Here is a 16,193-nt window from a genome sequence, read left to right on the forward strand (position 1 = left end):
TATATCACGTTGTGGAAAATAAAATATTACATATAAACCATCTCAATCAGGTAAAATCATCAAAAATAAATTTGCCTGCCTCCAAAAGTGTAGCCAACCGTGCTTTACTTATAAATGCCTTAGCAGGAGAAGGTTCTGAGCTCCACAATATCTCCGAAGCAAGAGATACCCAAACTATGCAAAGGTTACTAGCCTCAGAAGATTCTACATGGGACGTGCTGGACGCAGGCACTACTATGCGTTTCCTTACTGCGTACTCAGCACTATTACCTGGCACCAAAACACTTACCGGAACGGCCCGAATGCAAGAGCGACCAATCAAACTATTAACAGATGCTCTAGCCAAATTAGGTGCTAAAATCAGTTATCATAACAATGAAGGCTACCCTCCGCATGATGTAACGGGCATTAGCGCTCAACTAACCGATAAATTAGAAATACCCGGCAATGTAAGCAGCCAATACATCTCTGCTTTATTAATGATAGCGCCCATGTTACCCAATGGCTTATCGCTAACGCTAACAGGTGAAATAGGTAGCAAACCATATATTCAAATGACTTTATCTGTAATGAAAGCATTTGGTGTTACAGCTGATTGGAACGGAAATATTATTTCAATTTCACCTCAAAAATACAAACCCTGCAGCTACACTATAGAGCCTGATTGGTCTGCTGCCAGCTACTGGTATAGCTTTGTAGCACTTAGTAACGAAGAGACTGAGATAACTCTGGTCAACTTGGTGGACGATTCTATTCAAGGAGACAGAAAAATCGCTGACATCATGGATGAACTGGGCGTAAATACCGAATTCACCAAAGAGGGAGCCGTTTTAACTAAGAAAAAGCACAATTCTACGTCAACCATTGACTTTACGCATTGCCCTGATTTAGCCCAAACAGTAGCTGTAGTTTGCGCCATAAAAGGTATTACTTGTAAAATGACTGGCCTAGAAAGCTTAAGAATAAAAGAAACAGATAGGATAGCTGCACTTCAGAACGAAATGTCAAAATTTGGCGCGGACCTAATTGAAGATAAGGCCACTTGGACTGTAAAGCCTGGGAAAATTAAAAATGAAGAATTAGAATTCGAAACTTATCATGACCACAGAATGGCAATGGCCTTTGCTCCGTTAGCCACTCAAACCAAAGTAACTATTAAAGATCCATCTGTAGTGAATAAGTCTTACCCAAGATACTGGGAAGACCTAGAGAAGGCAGGCTTTATCATTTCATAAGCCTAAGCTTATGAAATACTTATAGGCTTTTAAAAGCCTAGATCCATACCATGAAAACATTTCGCCATCTACTAACATCATTTCGGTAGATGGTATTTTTTCTTTCAGCTCATAAACATGTTTCTTTTTAAAAGGAAATGGCTCGCTTGAGAAGAAAATGATATCCGGATCAGCCTTCTTAATCTCCTCGATTGACAATAATGGATACCGGTCCTCTTTTACTACATTAATTAACCCAGCCTCATGCAGCATGGAATTAATGAAAGTACTTTCACCAGCACACATATAAGGTTCATTCCAAATTAGATAAAGTACTTTCTTCTTCACCTCCGTGCCAGAAGCACATCTTCTTTCTTGATAGATGGAGTCAACGAGATACTGAGCTTTATTCTGAACTTCAAAAATATCGCCCATATCAATAATCATCTTCAAAGCATCATTAACAGTAACAATATCTGTCATCCACACATTATACTGCTCCTTCAACTTATTGATACCTTCGAGGTAATTCTCCTCCTTATTACCAATAATCACATTGGGTTGAAGTTGATCAATAACATCAAAACGAAATTGCTTAGTACCTCCTATTATGGATTTTCTTTTTATGAGATGAGAAGGGTGTTTACAAAATTTAGTGACTCCTACAATTTGATTTTCCAAACCTAAGTCTACCAATAATTCTGTAATTGAAGGTACAAGAGAAACGATCTTGGGAGTTCGAGATACCATCACCTCGAATCCCATCTGATCATATAGCTTTTTAGATTTATCGTCTATCATCCTCAGCAAAGATATCATGATCTTTACTGCTATTAAAAAATCAGACTGAATAAAGCCAACTTCAGCCCGTGGTCATTAAAAAAATCTAGGTATCTATGGTAAGGCATCTCCTTACCATATTCAGCAGAACTTTCAACTGTCCACCTAGTTATCAATCACATTTTCCCTCACCTGCGAGCTTTCTTATGCACAATACATAGCTAATGTTAATGATAAATTGAAAGCTGTTACTGGACGATACCCACATCAAGTGTCTGCAACCACTCGAATATTTTCATTATATCAGGATCGCCATACTTGACAGCTGCCCTGACACCTTTAATTGCGAACTTTCTATTACTTTCTGATTTAATTCAAATGCCAACTTATTATTTACAGTTCTAAAATTGATCCCACTTCCCTTTTGGCCTAAACCAGGTTTGTCTGTAATTAATAAAGTAGCTGTATTTGCCAATTTGGTTTTTATAGCATCAAATTCATTGCTACTACCTCTGGCTACGTACAAGATATGGCATCCGTTAATCTGAGAAGGGGTATCAAATTTCTTTACAACAAATTTCTTATTGCCCCTTAACTTGCCACCATACCATGTGTTTAATGTCTTGTATACTTGATCATCACCAATCACTCCAATAACAAATTCTTGTGATTGATCCGAACTAGGCCACTGAATGTACTTGATGAAGTTATATATCATCATCGAGTGGATTTCATGCATAGGCCTACTCTGCGCGCTCCCTACACTAAATAATGCTATTATTAGTAGTGCGGTTAATAATGTAGTTTTTGTAATTGTTTTCATAATATTACTAGTTGGACATAATCACATTACCAAAGTTGATGCCAAAAGCAGCACAACATGAAAACACTTACAGGAAAGGAATATTAGATAGGATTAAATAAAAAATGTCTCAAAACAAGAGGTGGACTCCCATTTTGAGACATGTAATATTTTTATAAGAAATGATTAAATTAAGATAGCCATTGAAGTCAATTGACTAGATATTTTTAAGTCGTAATTTGAAATTACTGACTGGTTTAGTTCAAATTTAAGCCTATTGTTTACTACTCTAAAGTTAATGCAACTACCTTTAGCGCCTAAGCCGTCTTTATCAGTAACAGTTAAAGTATGGCTACTTTTTATTTGAGCAAACACATCTTCAAATGATTTACTTGCCGATTTACCGATATACAACAATTGACACTGTTTAGCAGCTGTAGGTTCACTAATCTGCCTAATGATAAACTTCTTATTACCTCGGGTTTTATTCCCATACCACTGGTTAAGGGTTTTATAAACGTCATCATCTCCCATGACCCCGATTATAAACTCTCCAGTATTTTCATCTCCAGGCCATTGGATGTACTTTAAAAAGTTGTAGATCATCATGGAATGGAGCTCGTGTGTCGGTCGATCTTGTGAAAAGGCAATATTCGATGATAATAACGACAAACCAGCTATCATCATGACAAATACGCCACCTTTTAGGTTAAACATAAATTTGTGCATAATATTTATAAGTTGTTGGGATAGTTTACTTGCTATAATATAAAAACAAATTAAACATCATGCACAGTTATTTTTAAAGAAACTGTACATGATGTTTAAAATGATTTAACTGCAAATATGCATAAAAATATTATTTGATATATCTAAAATCTTGCCCCCCCTCAACATTCAGAAGTACCTTATAGATAAGTTGAATTACGTTTTCAACATCGTCTTTATGTACTGTTTCTACTGTAGTATGCATATATTTTAAGGGTAAAGAAATTAACGCAGAGGCCACCCCTTCATTAGAGTATGCAAATGCATCAGTGTCAGTACCAGTAGCCCTAGAAGCCGCGGCTCTTTGAAAAGGAATTTCATTTTTAGTGGCAGTTTCTATAATGAGCTTAAGCACATTATTATGCACCGCTGGACCATATGTTAATACCGGCCCTTCTCCTGCTCTTTGCAAACCATGCTGTACTTTATCATAAACAGGAGAAGTAGTTTCATGACAAACATCGGTTACTATGGCTAAATTTGGTTTAATCCTTTCTGCTATCATTTGCGCACCACGAAGCCCAACCTCTTCTTGCACTGCATTTACAATATAAAGTCCAAATGGCAATTCATTTTTATTCTCTTTTAATAAACGAGCTACCTCTGCTATCATAAAACCTCCCATACGGTTATCTAGCGCTCTTCCTACAAGGAAATTTTTATTTAACTCCATCAGCTCATCATCAAAAGTCATTACACTTCCAACATGAATGCCTAGTTCTTCTACTTCAGCTTTATTTTTACAACCTACGTCTACAAAAATATTTTTCAAAGTAGGCTTTTCTTCATTTTCATTACTTCTAACATGGATGGCAGGCCAGCCAAATATCCCTTTTACAATTCCATTATCAGTGTGAATATTCACTCTTTTTGATGGTGCTATCTGATGATCTGATCCTCCATTTCTTCTTACGTATATGTAACCTTCTTCACTAATGAAGTTAACAAACCATGAAATTTCATCGGCATGAGCCTCTATAACTACCTTATATTCTGCCTCTGGGTTAATTACACCTACTACCGACCCGTAAGTATCTGTAAAGTATTCATCGATATAAGGCTTTATATATTCTAACCATATCTCCTGACCGGATGATTCAAACCCTGTAGGAGACGCATTATTCAAATATTTATCTAAAAACTCTCTACTTTTATTATTCATATCTTCATTTAACTTTTTGTCTGACATTCATTGATAAAAATGAACACAAATATCAGAGCTATTCGGTTTATCCCAATGGAATGCACAGCTTATTTAACCTATTTACAAAGGAATATTACCGTGTTTTTTCTTAGGTAAAGTAGCCACTTTATTCTCTAGCATTTTGAATGCTCTAATTAATTTAGTCCTTGTCTCTTCTGGCTTAATTACTTCATCTATATAACCTCGATGAGCAGCCCTGTATGGGTTGGCGAATTTAGCGGTGTAATCATCTATCTTTTCTTGAAGCTTCTCCTCTGGGTTTTCAGCTGCAGCGATCTCTCTCCTAAAAATAATTTCTGCCGCACCTTTGGCGCCCATTACAGCAATCTCTGCCATAGGCCAGGCATAGTTCATATCAGCCCCAATGTGCTTAGAGTTCATTACATCATACGCTCCTCCATAAGCCTTACGTGTGATTACAGTAATTCGGGGCACCGTAGCTTCACTAAATGCATAAAGAAGCTTTGCTCCATTGGTTATAATACCATTCCACTCTTGGTCCGTACCTGGTAAGAATCCCGGTACATCTTCCAATACTAATAACGGAATATTGAAACAGTCACAAAAACGCACAAAGCGCGCACCTTTAGTACTGGCATCTATATCCAAAACCCCAGCCAGAGAAGCAGGCTGATTACCCACTATACCTATGCTACGACCGCCAATCCTAGCAAAGCCAACTACAATATTTTCTGCAAAGTTCTTATGTACTTCCATAAAACTGTCTGCATCTACAATTAGCTCAACCACCTCCCTCATATCATAAGGTTGATTAGGGTTATCTGGAATTATATTATTTAAAGCTTCTACACTTTCATCTTCCTTTACTTCATAGGGAAGAACGGGAGCATCATCTTCACAGTTTTGCGGAATGTAGCTGATTAGCTTTTTAATATCATTGATACAAACAGCTTCATTGGCAGATGCAAAATGGGTAACTCCACTTTTGGTACTATGCGTACTCGCTCCACCAAGCTCTTCTGCTGTCACACTTTCCTGAGTTACTGTTTTCACCACATTAGGCCCCGTAACAAACATATAGCTTGTATTCTCAACCATAAATATAAAATCGGTGATAGCCGGAGAGTAAACTGCCCCACCTGCACACGGCCCCATAATAGCCGAAATCTGAGGCACCACTCCTGAAGCCATTGTATTTCTAAAGAAAATATCAGCATACCCACCTAAAGACACTACTCCTTCTTGAATTCGTGCCCCTCCAGAATCGTTCAATCCAATTATAGGAGCTCCATTTTTCATTGCAAGGTCTAATATTTTGACTATTTTCTCTGCATGAGTTTCGGACAAAGACCCTCCAAAAACTGTAAAGTCTTGAGAGTAGACGTAAACCAACCTACCATTGACAGTACCATAGCCGGTAATTACACCGTCACCCGGATAGTACTGATCTTCCAATCCAAAATCTTTACAACGGTGCATCACAAACTTGCCTATCTCCTCAAACGACCCCTCATCTAAAAGCAGGTGCACTCTCTCACGCGCGGTAAGCTTCCCCTTATCATGCTGAGCCTGTACTTTATTCTCGCCACCCCCTAGCAGTGCTTCCTTATTTTTCTCTTCTAATAAAGAATACTTCTCACTGTTTGAAGGCAATGTATAAACTGGCTTTTTCGATTTATTATTTTCCATGATAATTGTTTTACGCTATACTCAAATATAAATAAATACCAATGGATTCTAGCGCCTCTCAAGCACTAATCCTAGGTGGAAATTAACAGTATTGGTTATATTCGACAAAATTTAAAATCATGTTAAAAAAAGTAGCCATTATAGATTGTGGCACCAATACATTTCACTTATTAATAGCCCTGATCAATGGTTCTAATCATGAAGTTATTTTTAGTGAAAAGATTTCTGTACGTGTAGGTAAAGGAGGCATAAATAAAGGTAGCATTGAAAAAGATGCAGAAAATCGTGCAATAAATACTTTATCGCATTTCAGAGAGAAAATAGATGAGCACCAAGTTGCACTAAAGGATGTTCATGCCTTTGCCACTAGTGCATTTCGTAATGCAACCAATAAAATTGGTGTCACACAACATATTTTAGACCGTACTGGTATTGAAATTAATATCATTTCTGGCGAAGAGGAAGCCAGGTTAATATATAATGGAGTAATAAGTGCCGTTACGGTAGACAATGAACCGAACCTTGTAGTAGATATTGGAGGAGGCAGTGTGGAGTTCATCATAGGAAGAGGAACAGAAATTTTATGGTTAAAGAGTTTCGAAGTAGGAGCTCAACGCCTGCTGGACCAATTCCATAAACACGATCCAATATTACCCGAAGAAATTATTGAACTTGAAAATTATCTATCTCAAAGCCTTTCTGAGCTAGTAGAAAATATACAGACCTTCAAGCCTTTGACATTAATTGGATCTTCCGGAACTTTTGACACTCTAAGTGATATTTATCGTGAGATGAATGGCATCCATATAGAACAAAATTCCAGTGAGCTGCCATTAACATTTGATGTTTATCATCAAATTCATCAGCTTTTACTTTCGAAAGATAAGGAACAGCGACTTTCAATACCCGGAATGATAGAAATGCGCGCTGACATGATTGTGGTTGCTTCGTGCCTTATCAATTGGCTTATCAAACAGTATACATTCGGCAAAATTCAAGTATCAACCTATTCTTTGAAAGAAGGAGTACTTTCGTTGATAAAAAAAGGCCTTTTATAATATTAACTGCTGTTTTAATAATTATATCCTAAATTTGCCCGCCTATGGAAAACGTATTTTCAGAACAAAAATTAAGAGATTTCACCAAGTCAGTTTTTCTTAAAATGGGTTGTAATGAGTCTGATGCGAACTTAGCAACTGATGTACTCATTAAAGCTGACTTGAGAGGTATAGATTCTCATGGTGTAGCACGCCTTTCTGGGTATGTAAGGTTATGGGAGGCAGGTAGAATAAACCCAACTCCTAGCATAAAAGTAGTACACGAGACCCCAAGCACTGCAGTGATAGATGGAGACAGAGGCTTAGGACTTGTAGTAGCTGTAAGAGCTATGGAAGTAGCCATAGAAAAGGCTAAAAATGTTGGGTCTGGCTGGGTGAGCGTGAAAAACTCCAACCATTTTGGCATTGCGGGATATCATAGCATGCTTGCCAGTGATCAAGACATGGTGGGTATATCTATGACCAATGCCAGCCCTCTGGTAGCTCCTACATTTGCCACAGAGCGTATGCTTGGCACCAATCCCATTGCAGTAGCCATACCTACTAACGAACAGCCTACTTTTGTTGCTGACATGGCTACCACCACAGCAGCAAATGGTAAATTAGAAATACTTCAGCGCTTAGAAAAAGACGCACCGCTAGGCTGGGTACAAGATAAAGACGGAAATGGGACAACCAATCCGAATGAGTTAAAAAGCGGAGGTGCTTTACTTCCTCTTGGTAGTGATAGGGAGCATAGCAGCCACAAAGGTTATGCCTTAGGTTCAATAGTAGATATTTTCTCAGCTGTATTTTCTGGTGCTAACTACGGGCCATGGGCGCCTCCATTTGTTAGCTTTTTACCTTTGGCCGAGGATCCGGTTGGAGAAGGCTTAGGCCACTTTTTAGGCGCTATGAGAATTGATGCATTCCGCCCTGCTGATGAGTTTAAACATCATATGGATAACTGGATATCAAGATTTAGAGAAACCAAAGCCATAGAAGGAAAGAAAGTTCTTATCCCTGGAGACCCCGAACGAGAAGCTGAAGCTGAAAGAAAAATTAACGGTATTCCTTTAAATGAAAAGGTAGTTAGAGATTTAAATACAGTTGCAGAACAGCTGAAGGTAGAGACGCTTTAAAAACCAGCGCTAATACCTATTCTAATTACTAAAGGACTATTATATGGCGACTTTAAGTCGTCATATAATACATTATATAATGCCATTATACTAACACCAGCTCTATTACTTATAGGCTGAAATAAACCCCCTCCTATTAGTAATCCTGGCACCCACTCCGTGCTAGCTTCATCACTATTAATATCAAAGTATTCCAAACGTAAAGACTCAAACTCTCCATAAGCGAAAAATTGCTCTAAGATATTTTGTCTGGCAAAAACTCTACCTCCATAAATATTAGTAGAAAATTCATACCCGTTGTTATACTTAATTTTATAATACTGGTAGGTCGCACCTATGCCTGCCGAAAAATCATTAGTAAAACGATATCCCACCAAAGGACTAACCTCTACACTGGTAATATCTCCAAACTGCATTCCTAAGTTTCCTCCCACGTAAATTCTATCGCCAAAAGAACTTCCACTGACATCATCACTAACCTGAGCACTACTCCATGTAGTAATTAATAAAAAACCTAGTATGAGTATTACTAACTTATTCATTTTCTTCCTTTACTATAACATATAAATCTTCTGTTTCCTTTTTCATAAAATACTTCTCACGAGCAAATTTCTCAAGCATTTTATCATCACTCATTAGCTCCTTTCTGTCCTTTTTCACTTCTTTAATTTTGTCCAGATAATAAGCCTTTTCATCTTCTAAGTTCTCTCTTTGTTGCTTTAATTTAAACTGACTTACCAAATCATTGGCATCAATAAAAAGCATCCATATCAAAAAAAAGAAGCTGAATAAAAAGTAGAAGTTTTTAGTGAATTTAGGAAGTTTCATGAGGCAATTTTCCTTAGTAATAAAACCTTATATAAGATAGGAATAAGATTAGAATATAAAAATACCCCCTACATAAAGTAGGGAGTACTAATATGAGAATATTAAAAGTTAAATGCTTTTCTTCCAGGGAAGTAAGCAGTTTCACCTAATTCTTCTTCAATTCTAAGTAACTGATTATACTTAGCCATTCTATCAGATCTAGAAGCAGATCCTGTTTTAATTTGACCAGTGTTAAGTGCCACTGCCAAGTCAGCAATAGTACTATCTTCAGTTTCACCAGATCTGTGAGACATAACACTTGTGTAAGAATGAATCTTAGCTAAATTAACAGTATTAATAGTCTCAGTTAAAGAACCAATTTGGTTTACTTTAATTAAGATAGAGTTAGCAATACCTTGGTCAATACCTTCTTGAAGACGCTTAACGTTAGTTACATATAAATCATCTCCAACTAACTGTACTTTGTTTCCTACTTTTTCAGTCAAGCTTTTCCATCCTGACCAATCATCTTCTTCCATAGCATCCTCTAAAGAGATAATAGGGTATTTATTCACCCAATTAGCCCAGTAGTCAACCATTTCACCAGAACTTAATTTTTTACCTGTAGAAGCAAAGTGATATAATTTTGATTCGCTATCATAAAACTCTGAAGAAGCAGCGTCCATAGCGATATAAATATCTTCACCTGGCTTATAACCAGCTTTTTCGATAGCAGTTAATACCACCTCGATAGCCTCTTCGTTAGAAGCAATATTTGGAGCAAAACCACCTTCATCACCAACGTTAGTTGACAATCCTTTATCAGATAATACCTTTTTCAAGTGATGGAATACTTCAGTTCCCATTCTTAAAGCCTGAGAAAAAGTATCAGCCTTTACAGGCATTACCATAAATTCTTGAAAGTCGATAGCGTTATCTGCATGGCTACCACCATTTAATATATTCATCATTGGAACAGGAAGTGTATTAGCGTTAACACCACCTATATATCTGAAAAGAGACTGACCAGACTCTTTTGCCGCAGCTTTGGCAATTGCTAAAGAAGTACCTAATATAGCATTAGCTCCTAACTTAGCTTTATTATCGGTTCCGTCAGCTTCGATCATTATTTTGTCTAATAAATTCTGATCGTATACTGAAAACCCAATAATCTCTTCAGCAATGATAGAATTCACATTTTCTACAGCCTTCAATACTCCTTTACCCATGAAAACACTCTTGTCTCCGTCTCTTAACTCTACGGCTTCGTGTTTTCCTGTAGATGCACCTGATGGAACTGCTGCTCTTCCAAGCACTCCATTTTCTGTAACTACATCTACCTCTACGGTAGGGTTACCCCTAGAGTCGAGGATTTGTCTCGCGTGAATACTTTCAATTACACTCATTTGGATTTTAGTTTTGTATTAAGATTATTGATTGTTTGATTTATTTACTCATCATATCAACAAATTGATCGAAGAGATAACGAGAATCATGAGGCCCTGGAGAAGACTCCGGATGGTATTGCACACAAAATGCTTTTTTACCTTTCACCTTAATTCCCGCAATAGTTTTATCATTCAAGTGTATGTGAGTAGCTACTACTTTATCTGATGATTCTACATCCTTTTCATTTATAGCAAACCCGTGATTTTGTGAGGTAATCTCACTCAAACCAGTTTCTAAGTTTTTTATAGGATGATTTAACCCTCTATGGCCATGATGCATTTTATAAGTAGAAACACCACATGCCAAGGCTATAATTTGATGCCCTAAACATATGCCAAACAAAGGCTTGTCCTCATCCAAGATTTGTTTTACTGTTTCAATAGCATAAGGCATTACCGATGGATCACCAGGTCCATTAGAAATGAAATAACCATCAGGATTCCAAGACTTCATTTCGTCATAAGTAGTTTTGGCTGGAAACACCTTACAGTATACGCCACGTGCAGCCAAATTTTTTAGAATGTTAGTTTTAATCCCTAAATCTAAAACAGCCACCTTTACCGCTGCATTTTCTTCACCTACAAAATATGTTTCTTTAGTAGATACTACAGAAGCTAATTCCAGTCCCGCCATAGAAGGAACCTTTTCTAACTCAGCCTTCAATTCTTCACCGTCAAGCTCTGAAGATATAATAGCATTCATAGCTCCTTTACTTCTTATATGTCTCACCAACATTCTGGTATCAACATCAGCTATGCCCACTACACCATTATTTTCCAAATAACTCTGTAAGCTTTCCTCAGCCCTTTTCCTGCTATAAATATAGGAATAATCATTTACTACAATACCGCTAATCTGAGTATGATTAGATTCTTGCTCTTCACTAATCGTACCGTAGTTACCAATATGACTATTAGTATTTACAATGATCTGACCATAATAAGAAGGATCTGTATAAATCTCCTGATATCCAGTCATACCAGTATTAAAACAGATTTCCCCACCACTGGTACCCTTTTTACCAATAGCAGTTCCTTCTAACAGCAAACCATCTTCTAACAATAAATAGGCTTTTTCTTTCTTTTGTAATTTCATCTAACAGAAAATTTGAAGTACAAAAATAAAAAAAGGGATTAGATAAAAATCTAATCCCTTTACTTTTATGATATTTTTCAATTTTATTTATCAGCTTCTTCATTAGAACCAGCATCAGTAGCCTCATCACCCTTCGGTGCTTCAGCTTTCGTTTCGTCAGCAGCCGCTGCTGTTTTAGCAGCACCACTACCTCTACGGCTTCTTCTAGTTTTAGTTTTTGCTGGCTTGTCGTCTCCCAATAACAATTCGTTATAGTCAACTAATTCGATGATACACATATCAGCGTTATCACCTAATCTATTTCCAGTCTTCAAAATTCGAGTATACCCTCCAGGTCTGCTAGCAATTTTCTCTGCTACTTCGTCAAACAACATTTTAACTGAATGTTTGTCGTTTAAGTAAGAGAATACCATTCTTCTTGAGTGAGTAGTATCGTCTTTAGCTCTAGTGATTAAAGGCTCTACATACTTTCTTAAAGCTTTAGCTTTTGCAACAGTGGTAGTAATACGCTTGTTTATGATCAACGAAGCAGCCATGTTTGAAAGCATAGCTTTTCTATGCGGGGCTGTTCTACCTAAATGATTAATTTTTTTCCCGTGTCTCATTTTAATTATTCTTCTTCAAGTTTATACTTGGAAAGATCCATTCCAAAGGTAAGGTTCTTATCCTGAACCAATTGTTCCAGCTCGGCTAATGATTTCTTACCAAAGTTTCTGAACTTCATCATGTCAGAAATTTCAAGTTTAACAAGATCACCGAGAGTTTTTACATCAGCAGCTTTTAAACAATTATAAGCCCTTACTGACAAATCTAAATCATTTAAAGGAGTTTTCAACAGCTTTCTCATATGAAGCATCTCTTCATCCACCTGCTCAATCTCTCCTCCTTTTTCAGTTTCTAATTCTATTGACTTATCAGAGAATAACATGAAGTGCTGAATCAAAATATGTGCAGCACCTTCTAAAGCTTTCTCTGGGTGAATAGAACCATCAGTTTCTATATCAAGCACCAATTGCTCGTAGTCGGTCTTTTGCTCTACCCTAGTATTCTCAATGCTATATTTTACATTTTTAATAGGTGTAAAAATTGCATCAATAGGAATATGACCAAAAACTTGCTCAGCCGGTTTATTCTCTTCTGCAGGTAAATATCCTCTACCTTTTTCTACAGTCAATTCTATCTCTAAATCAATAGAATCATCAAGATTACAAACAACCAAATCAGGGTTTAACACTTCAAATGCAGAAGTACCTTTTGCTATATCACCAGCCTTAAATTCGCTTTGGTTTTTAATAGAAACCGTAATTTTATTATCAAAAGACTCTCCTATTTTCTTAAAACGTACCATTTTAAGATTAAGAATAATCTCAGCTACATCTTCAACAACACCTTCAATAGTAGAGAACTCGTGCAAAACACCAGGAACTTTTATACCAGTGATGGCATAACCCTCAAGTGAAGAAAGCAATATCCTTCTTAGGGCGTTACCTATTGTAACTCCATACCCTTTTTCCAACGGTTTAAACGTAAACAAGCCGTGAAAATCATCAGCCTTTTCCATCACGACTTTGTCAGGCATCTGAAATGCTAAAATTGACATAGGTTTTTGCTTTTATAGTTATAGCCCGTCATTAGGAAATGACAGGCTAATTTGATTATTTTATTAATGATTACTTAGAGTAAAGCTCAACAATCAACTGCTCGTTGATGTTTTCAGGAATCTCATCTCTTTGTGGCACAGTAACTATTTTACCTACCATTTCAGAAGAATCCCACTCTAACCAAGGGAATTTTTGAACCCCATGGCTTGCTAAACTATCAGTAATACTTTCTAAAGATTTAGATCTTTCACGAACTCCTACTAAATCTCCTGGTCTTAAGCTAACAGAAGGAATATTAACAACCTCACCATTTACTGTGATGTGCTTGTGTAATACTAACTGTCTAGCAGCTCTTCTTGTAGGTGCAATACCTAGTCTATAAACTGTATTATCTAAACGGCTCTCCAACAACTGAAGCAAAATTTCACCTGTAATACCTGATTTTCTTGAAGCTTTGTCAAACAAGTTAGCAAACTGCTTTTCTAATACACCATAAGTGTATTTAGCCTTTTGCTTCTCCATAAGCTGTATAGCATATTCAGACTGCTTTCTTCTTCTCCCTCTACCATGCTGACCTGGAGGATAGCTCTTCTTCTGTAATGCTTTGCTGGCGCCAAAAATAGGCTCATTAAATCTTCTGGCGATCTTCGCCTTTGGACCTCTATATCTTGCCATTATTTAATCTTTTTCTCTTTACAAAAATTATACTCTACGTCTTTTTGGTGGTCTGCAACCATTGTGAGGAAGTGGAGTCACATCTTTAATAGTTGTAACTTCAATACCCGTATTTTGGATGGTTCTTATAGCAGACTCTCTTCCAGCACCTGGACCTTTCACGTATACCTCTACTTTTCTTAATCCTAGGTCATATGCCTTCTGTGCACAGTCTTGTGCCGCCATTTGCGCAGCGTATGGAGTATTCTTTTTAGAACCCTTGAACCCCATTTTACCAGCTGAAGCCCATGATATTACCTGCCCTGTAGTATTTGTAAGGGAGATGATAATATTGTTAAAAGAAGCTTTTATGTGTGCCTGACCAATAGCTTCAACAGCTACTACACGTTTTTTTGCTTTATCTTTTCTCTTTTGTGCCATGTTATATTCTTGGTTACAGGTTAAAACACCTAATAACAGTCATTTATTATTTAGTTGCCTTCTTCTTGTTGGCTACAGTCTTTCTTTTACCTTTCCTGGTTCTAGAGTTATTTTTGGTTCTCTGTCCTCTTACAGGTAGACTCTTTCTGTGTCTTAAACCTCTATAACATCCAATATCCATCAATCGCTTGATACTCATCTGCACCTCAGACTTCAATACACCCTCTACCTTAAAGTTTTCACTAATGATAGTACGGATAGCTGTAGACTCATCGTCTGTCCAGTCTTGTGCTTTTTTATCCCAATCAATACCAGCTTGAGTTAAAATGCTTTGTGCTGTACTTTTACCTATTCCAAAAATATAGGTTAAGGCGATTTCACCTCTCTTGTTGTCTGGGATATCTACTCCTGCAATTCTTGCCATAGTATTAGCCTTGTCTTTGTTTAAACCTAGGATTCTTTTTGTTGATAACGTAAACCTTTCCTTTTCTTCTGATTATCTTACAATCAGCGCTACGTTTCTTTACTGACGCTTTAACTTTCATGACTCTTATTTATATCTATATACAATTCGTCCTTTTGTTAAATCATAAGGTGACATTTCTAATTTAACTCTGTCACCTGGTAAAATTTTAATATAGTTCATTCTCATTTTACCAGAAATATGAGCAATTACCTCATGACCATTCTCTAACTCTACACGAAACATCGCGTTAGAAAGTGCCTCGGTAATTGTACCATCTTGCTCTATTGATTTCTGCTTAGCCATATTAAAATTTAAAATTTTCTTCTATAAATTCATGCGTGGTCAATATTTCAGTTTTATCCTCAAATATCGCCACTGTATGTTCAAAATGTGCTGATGGTCTACGATCTGCTGTTCTTATAGTCCAACCATCAGACTCTTGAACAACATTACGCGTTCCTAAATTAATCATTGGCTCTATCGCAATAACAAGACCGTCCTTTAACTTAGGCCCTTTACCTCTTTTTCCGTAATTTGGAACCTCAGGACTTTCATGTAAATCTCTGCCTACACCATGTCCCACAAGCTCCCTTACTACTCCATAACCATGTTCCTCAGCATGATTTTGAATAGCATACGCAATATCTCCTATTCTATTACCATAGAGAGCTTCATCTATACCTTTATAAAGAGATTCTTTAGTAACCCTCAAAAGTTTAATCACTTCCTCTGATACATCTCCAATCGGATAAGTATAAGCGGAATCACTATGAAAACCTTTATAAAAAACGCCACAATCTACTGATAAAATATCTCCTTCCTGCAATTCATATTCACTAGGGAAACCATGAACTACATTTTCGTTCAAAGAGATACATAAAGAAGCTGGAAAACCATTATAATTTTTAAATGAAGGAACTCCCCCATTATCTCTTATAAATTCTTCAGCCAATTTATCAAGAAAAGCTGTAGTAACTCCTGGCTTTATATTCTTAGCCACCTCACCATGAGCTTTACCAAGAATTAGAGCACTTTCTTTGAGTAATTCTACCTCTTCTCTCGTTTTATATACAATCATATATA

20 protein-coding genes are annotated in these 16,193 nt (G+C 36.9%); 3 read left to right on the forward strand and 17 right to left on the reverse strand.

Annotated elements, in window-relative coordinates:
* The first annotated feature begins 11 nt into the window (after positions 1-11).
* A complete protein-coding gene (aroA, locus tag ACXACQ_RS01645) occupies positions 12-1,235 on the forward strand; it encodes a 3-phosphoshikimate 1-carboxyvinyltransferase (protein ID WP_474974177.1) in 1,224 nt (407 codons plus the stop codon).
* Here aroA and ACXACQ_RS01650 read toward each other — a convergent pair.
* The 5 genes from ACXACQ_RS01650 to ACXACQ_RS01670 form a co-directional block, all read right to left on the reverse strand.
* Positions 1,230-2,015, reverse strand: coding sequence for a helical backbone metal receptor (locus ACXACQ_RS01650; protein ID WP_474974178.1), 786 nt, complete (start codon positions 2,013-2,015; stop codon positions 1,230-1,232). The genes aroA and ACXACQ_RS01650 overlap by 6 nt on opposite strands.
* A gap of 277 nt (positions 2,016-2,292) precedes the next feature.
* Positions 2,293-2,817 carry a YfiR family protein gene (locus tag ACXACQ_RS01655; RefSeq protein WP_474974179.1) on the reverse strand — a complete coding sequence of 175 codons (525 nt, stop codon included), beginning with the start codon at positions 2,815-2,817 and terminating at the stop codon, positions 2,293-2,295.
* 165 nt (positions 2,818-2,982) lie between these two features.
* A complete protein-coding gene (locus ACXACQ_RS01660) occupies positions 2,983-3,525 on the reverse strand; it encodes a YfiR family protein (protein ID WP_474974180.1) in 543 nt (180 codons plus the stop codon).
* Positions 3,526-3,655: 130 nt separating this feature from the next.
* Positions 3,656-4,726, reverse strand: a complete 1,071-nt coding sequence (locus tag ACXACQ_RS01665; protein WP_474975032.1) for a M42 family metallopeptidase — start codon at positions 4,724-4,726, stop codon at positions 3,656-3,658.
* Positions 4,727-4,828: 102 nt separating this feature from the next.
* Positions 4,829-6,418 (reverse strand): acyl-CoA carboxylase subunit beta, encoded by a 1,590-nt coding sequence (locus ACXACQ_RS01670; protein ID WP_474974181.1) that lies wholly within the window; start codon positions 6,416-6,418, stop codon positions 4,829-4,831.
* Between the two features lie 119 nt (positions 6,419-6,537).
* On the opposite strand from ACXACQ_RS01670, the gene ACXACQ_RS01675 reads away from it, so the two are divergent.
* Together ACXACQ_RS01675 and ACXACQ_RS01680 are read left to right on the forward strand one after the other, a co-directional pair.
* A complete protein-coding gene (locus tag ACXACQ_RS01675; RefSeq protein ID WP_474974182.1) occupies positions 6,538-7,476 on the forward strand; it encodes a Ppx/GppA phosphatase family protein in 939 nt (312 codons plus the stop codon).
* 44 nt (positions 7,477-7,520) lie between these two features.
* Positions 7,521-8,597 (forward strand): Ldh family oxidoreductase, encoded by a 1,077-nt coding sequence (locus ACXACQ_RS01680; protein WP_474974183.1) that lies wholly within the window; start codon positions 7,521-7,523, stop codon positions 8,595-8,597.
* Here the strand turns inward: ACXACQ_RS01680 and ACXACQ_RS01685 are convergent.
* From ACXACQ_RS01685 to map, 12 genes are all read right to left on the reverse strand, one after another.
* Positions 8,594-9,139, reverse strand: coding sequence for a hypothetical protein (locus ACXACQ_RS01685; RefSeq protein ID WP_474974184.1), 546 nt, complete (start codon positions 9,137-9,139; stop codon positions 8,594-8,596). The two genes, ACXACQ_RS01680 and ACXACQ_RS01685, sit on opposite strands and share 4 nt — an antisense overlap.
* Entirely contained in the window at positions 9,132-9,425 is a 294-nt protein-coding gene (locus ACXACQ_RS01690; protein ID WP_474974185.1) for an FtsB family cell division protein, read from the reverse strand. Before ACXACQ_RS01690 ends, ACXACQ_RS01685 begins: the two co-directional genes overlap by 8 nt.
* Before the next feature lie 101 nt (positions 9,426-9,526).
* Positions 9,527-10,810, reverse strand: a complete 1,284-nt coding sequence (gene eno / locus ACXACQ_RS01695; protein WP_474974186.1) for a phosphopyruvate hydratase — start codon at positions 10,808-10,810, stop codon at positions 9,527-9,529.
* Between the two features lie 40 nt (positions 10,811-10,850).
* Positions 10,851-11,948 carry a glutamine-hydrolyzing carbamoyl-phosphate synthase small subunit gene (gene carA, locus ACXACQ_RS01700; RefSeq protein WP_474974187.1) on the reverse strand — a complete coding sequence of 366 codons (1,098 nt, stop codon included), beginning with the start codon at positions 11,946-11,948 and terminating at the stop codon, positions 10,851-10,853.
* Positions 11,949-12,031: 83 nt separating this feature from the next.
* The gene (gene rplQ, locus ACXACQ_RS01705) at positions 12,032-12,553 is read right to left on the reverse strand and encodes a 50S ribosomal protein L17 (protein ID WP_474974188.1); all 522 of its coding nucleotides are present in this window, start codon (positions 12,551-12,553) and stop codon (positions 12,032-12,034) included.
* Between the two features lie 5 nt (positions 12,554-12,558).
* A complete protein-coding gene (locus ACXACQ_RS01710; protein WP_474974189.1) occupies positions 12,559-13,548 on the reverse strand; it encodes a DNA-directed RNA polymerase subunit alpha in 990 nt (329 codons plus the stop codon).
* 70 nt (positions 13,549-13,618) lie between these two features.
* The gene (gene rpsD / locus ACXACQ_RS01715; RefSeq protein ID WP_474974190.1) at positions 13,619-14,224 is read right to left on the reverse strand and encodes a 30S ribosomal protein S4; all 606 of its coding nucleotides are present in this window, start codon (positions 14,222-14,224) and stop codon (positions 13,619-13,621) included.
* Positions 14,225-14,251: 27 nt separating this feature from the next.
* A complete protein-coding gene (gene rpsK / locus ACXACQ_RS01720) occupies positions 14,252-14,644 on the reverse strand; it encodes a 30S ribosomal protein S11 (protein ID WP_474974191.1) in 393 nt (130 codons plus the stop codon).
* 46 nt (positions 14,645-14,690) lie between these two features.
* The gene (gene rpsM / locus ACXACQ_RS01725) at positions 14,691-15,068 is read right to left on the reverse strand and encodes a 30S ribosomal protein S13 (RefSeq protein WP_474974192.1); all 378 of its coding nucleotides are present in this window, start codon (positions 15,066-15,068) and stop codon (positions 14,691-14,693) included.
* Positions 15,069-15,072: 4 nt separating this feature from the next.
* Entirely contained in the window at positions 15,073-15,189 is a 117-nt protein-coding gene (gene ykgO, locus ACXACQ_RS01730) for a type B 50S ribosomal protein L36 (RefSeq protein ID WP_002695078.1), read from the reverse strand.
* Positions 15,190-15,194: 5 nt separating this feature from the next.
* Positions 15,195-15,413 (reverse strand): translation initiation factor IF-1, encoded by a 219-nt coding sequence (infA, locus tag ACXACQ_RS01735; RefSeq protein ID WP_202856030.1) that lies wholly within the window; start codon positions 15,411-15,413, stop codon positions 15,195-15,197.
* A 1-nt stretch (position 15,414) separates the two neighbouring features.
* The gene (gene map / locus ACXACQ_RS01740) at positions 15,415-16,188 is read right to left on the reverse strand and encodes a type I methionyl aminopeptidase (RefSeq protein WP_474974193.1); all 774 of its coding nucleotides are present in this window, start codon (positions 16,186-16,188) and stop codon (positions 15,415-15,417) included.
* Positions 16,189-16,193: the final 5 nt, after the last annotated feature.

It is taken from the genome of Fulvivirga sp. AWR4_260, assembly GCF_056158185.1.

What these genes read in the sequence shown, in the direction of transcription:
- ACXACQ_RS01660 (WP_474974180.1), bottom strand. Translation starts at nt 3,525, where the DNA reads ATGCACAAATTTATGTTTAACCTAAAAGGTGGCGTATTTGTCATGATG.
- infA (WP_202856030.1), bottom strand. Translation starts at nt 15,413, where the DNA reads ATGGCTAAGCAGAAATCAATAGAGCAAGATGGTACAATTACCGAGGCA.
- ACXACQ_RS01690 (WP_474974185.1), bottom strand. Translation starts at nt 9,425, where the DNA reads ATGAAACTTCCTAAATTCACTAAAAACTTCTACTTTTTATTCAGCTTC.
- ACXACQ_RS01655 (WP_474974179.1), bottom strand. Translation starts at nt 2,817, where the DNA reads ATGAAAACAATTACAAAAACTACATTATTAACCGCACTACTAATAATA.
- carA (WP_474974187.1), bottom strand. Translation starts at nt 11,948, where the DNA reads ATGAAATTACAAAAGAAAGAAAAAGCCTATTTATTGTTAGAAGATGGT.
- ACXACQ_RS01685 (WP_474974184.1), bottom strand. Translation starts at nt 9,139, where the DNA reads ATGAATAAGTTAGTAATACTCATACTAGGTTTTTTATTAATTACTACA.
- ACXACQ_RS01710 (WP_474974189.1), bottom strand. Translation starts at nt 13,548, where the DNA reads ATGTCAATTTTAGCATTTCAGATGCCTGACAAAGTCGTGATGGAAAAG.
- ACXACQ_RS01680 (WP_474974183.1), top strand. Translation starts at nt 7,521, where the DNA reads ATGGAAAACGTATTTTCAGAACAAAAATTAAGAGATTTCACCAAGTCA.
- map (WP_474974193.1), bottom strand. Translation starts at nt 16,188, where the DNA reads ATGATTGTATATAAAACGAGAGAAGAGGTAGAATTACTCAAAGAAAGT.
- rpsM (WP_474974192.1), bottom strand. Translation starts at nt 15,068, where the DNA reads ATGGCAAGAATTGCAGGAGTAGATATCCCAGACAACAAGAGAGGTGAA.
- ACXACQ_RS01665 (WP_474975032.1), bottom strand. Translation starts at nt 4,726, where the DNA reads ATGAATAATAAAAGTAGAGAGTTTTTAGATAAATATTTGAATAATGCG.
- ykgO (WP_002695078.1), bottom strand. Translation starts at nt 15,189, where the DNA reads ATGAAAGTTAAAGCGTCAGTAAAGAAACGTAGCGCTGATTGTAAGATA.
- ACXACQ_RS01650 (WP_474974178.1), bottom strand. Translation starts at nt 2,015, where the DNA reads ATGATAGACGATAAATCTAAAAAGCTATATGATCAGATGGGATTCGAG.
- eno (WP_474974186.1), bottom strand. Translation starts at nt 10,810, where the DNA reads ATGAGTGTAATTGAAAGTATTCACGCGAGACAAATCCTCGACTCTAGG.
- rpsD (WP_474974190.1), bottom strand. Translation starts at nt 14,224, where the DNA reads ATGGCAAGATATAGAGGTCCAAAGGCGAAGATCGCCAGAAGATTTAAT.
- ACXACQ_RS01675 (WP_474974182.1), top strand. Translation starts at nt 6,538, where the DNA reads ATGTTAAAAAAAGTAGCCATTATAGATTGTGGCACCAATACATTTCAC.
- rpsK (WP_474974191.1), bottom strand. Translation starts at nt 14,644, where the DNA reads ATGGCACAAAAGAGAAAAGATAAAGCAAAAAAACGTGTAGTAGCTGTT.
- rplQ (WP_474974188.1), bottom strand. Translation starts at nt 12,553, where the DNA reads ATGAGACACGGGAAAAAAATTAATCATTTAGGTAGAACAGCCCCGCAT.
- ACXACQ_RS01670 (WP_474974181.1), bottom strand. Translation starts at nt 6,418, where the DNA reads ATGGAAAATAATAAATCGAAAAAGCCAGTTTATACATTGCCTTCAAAC.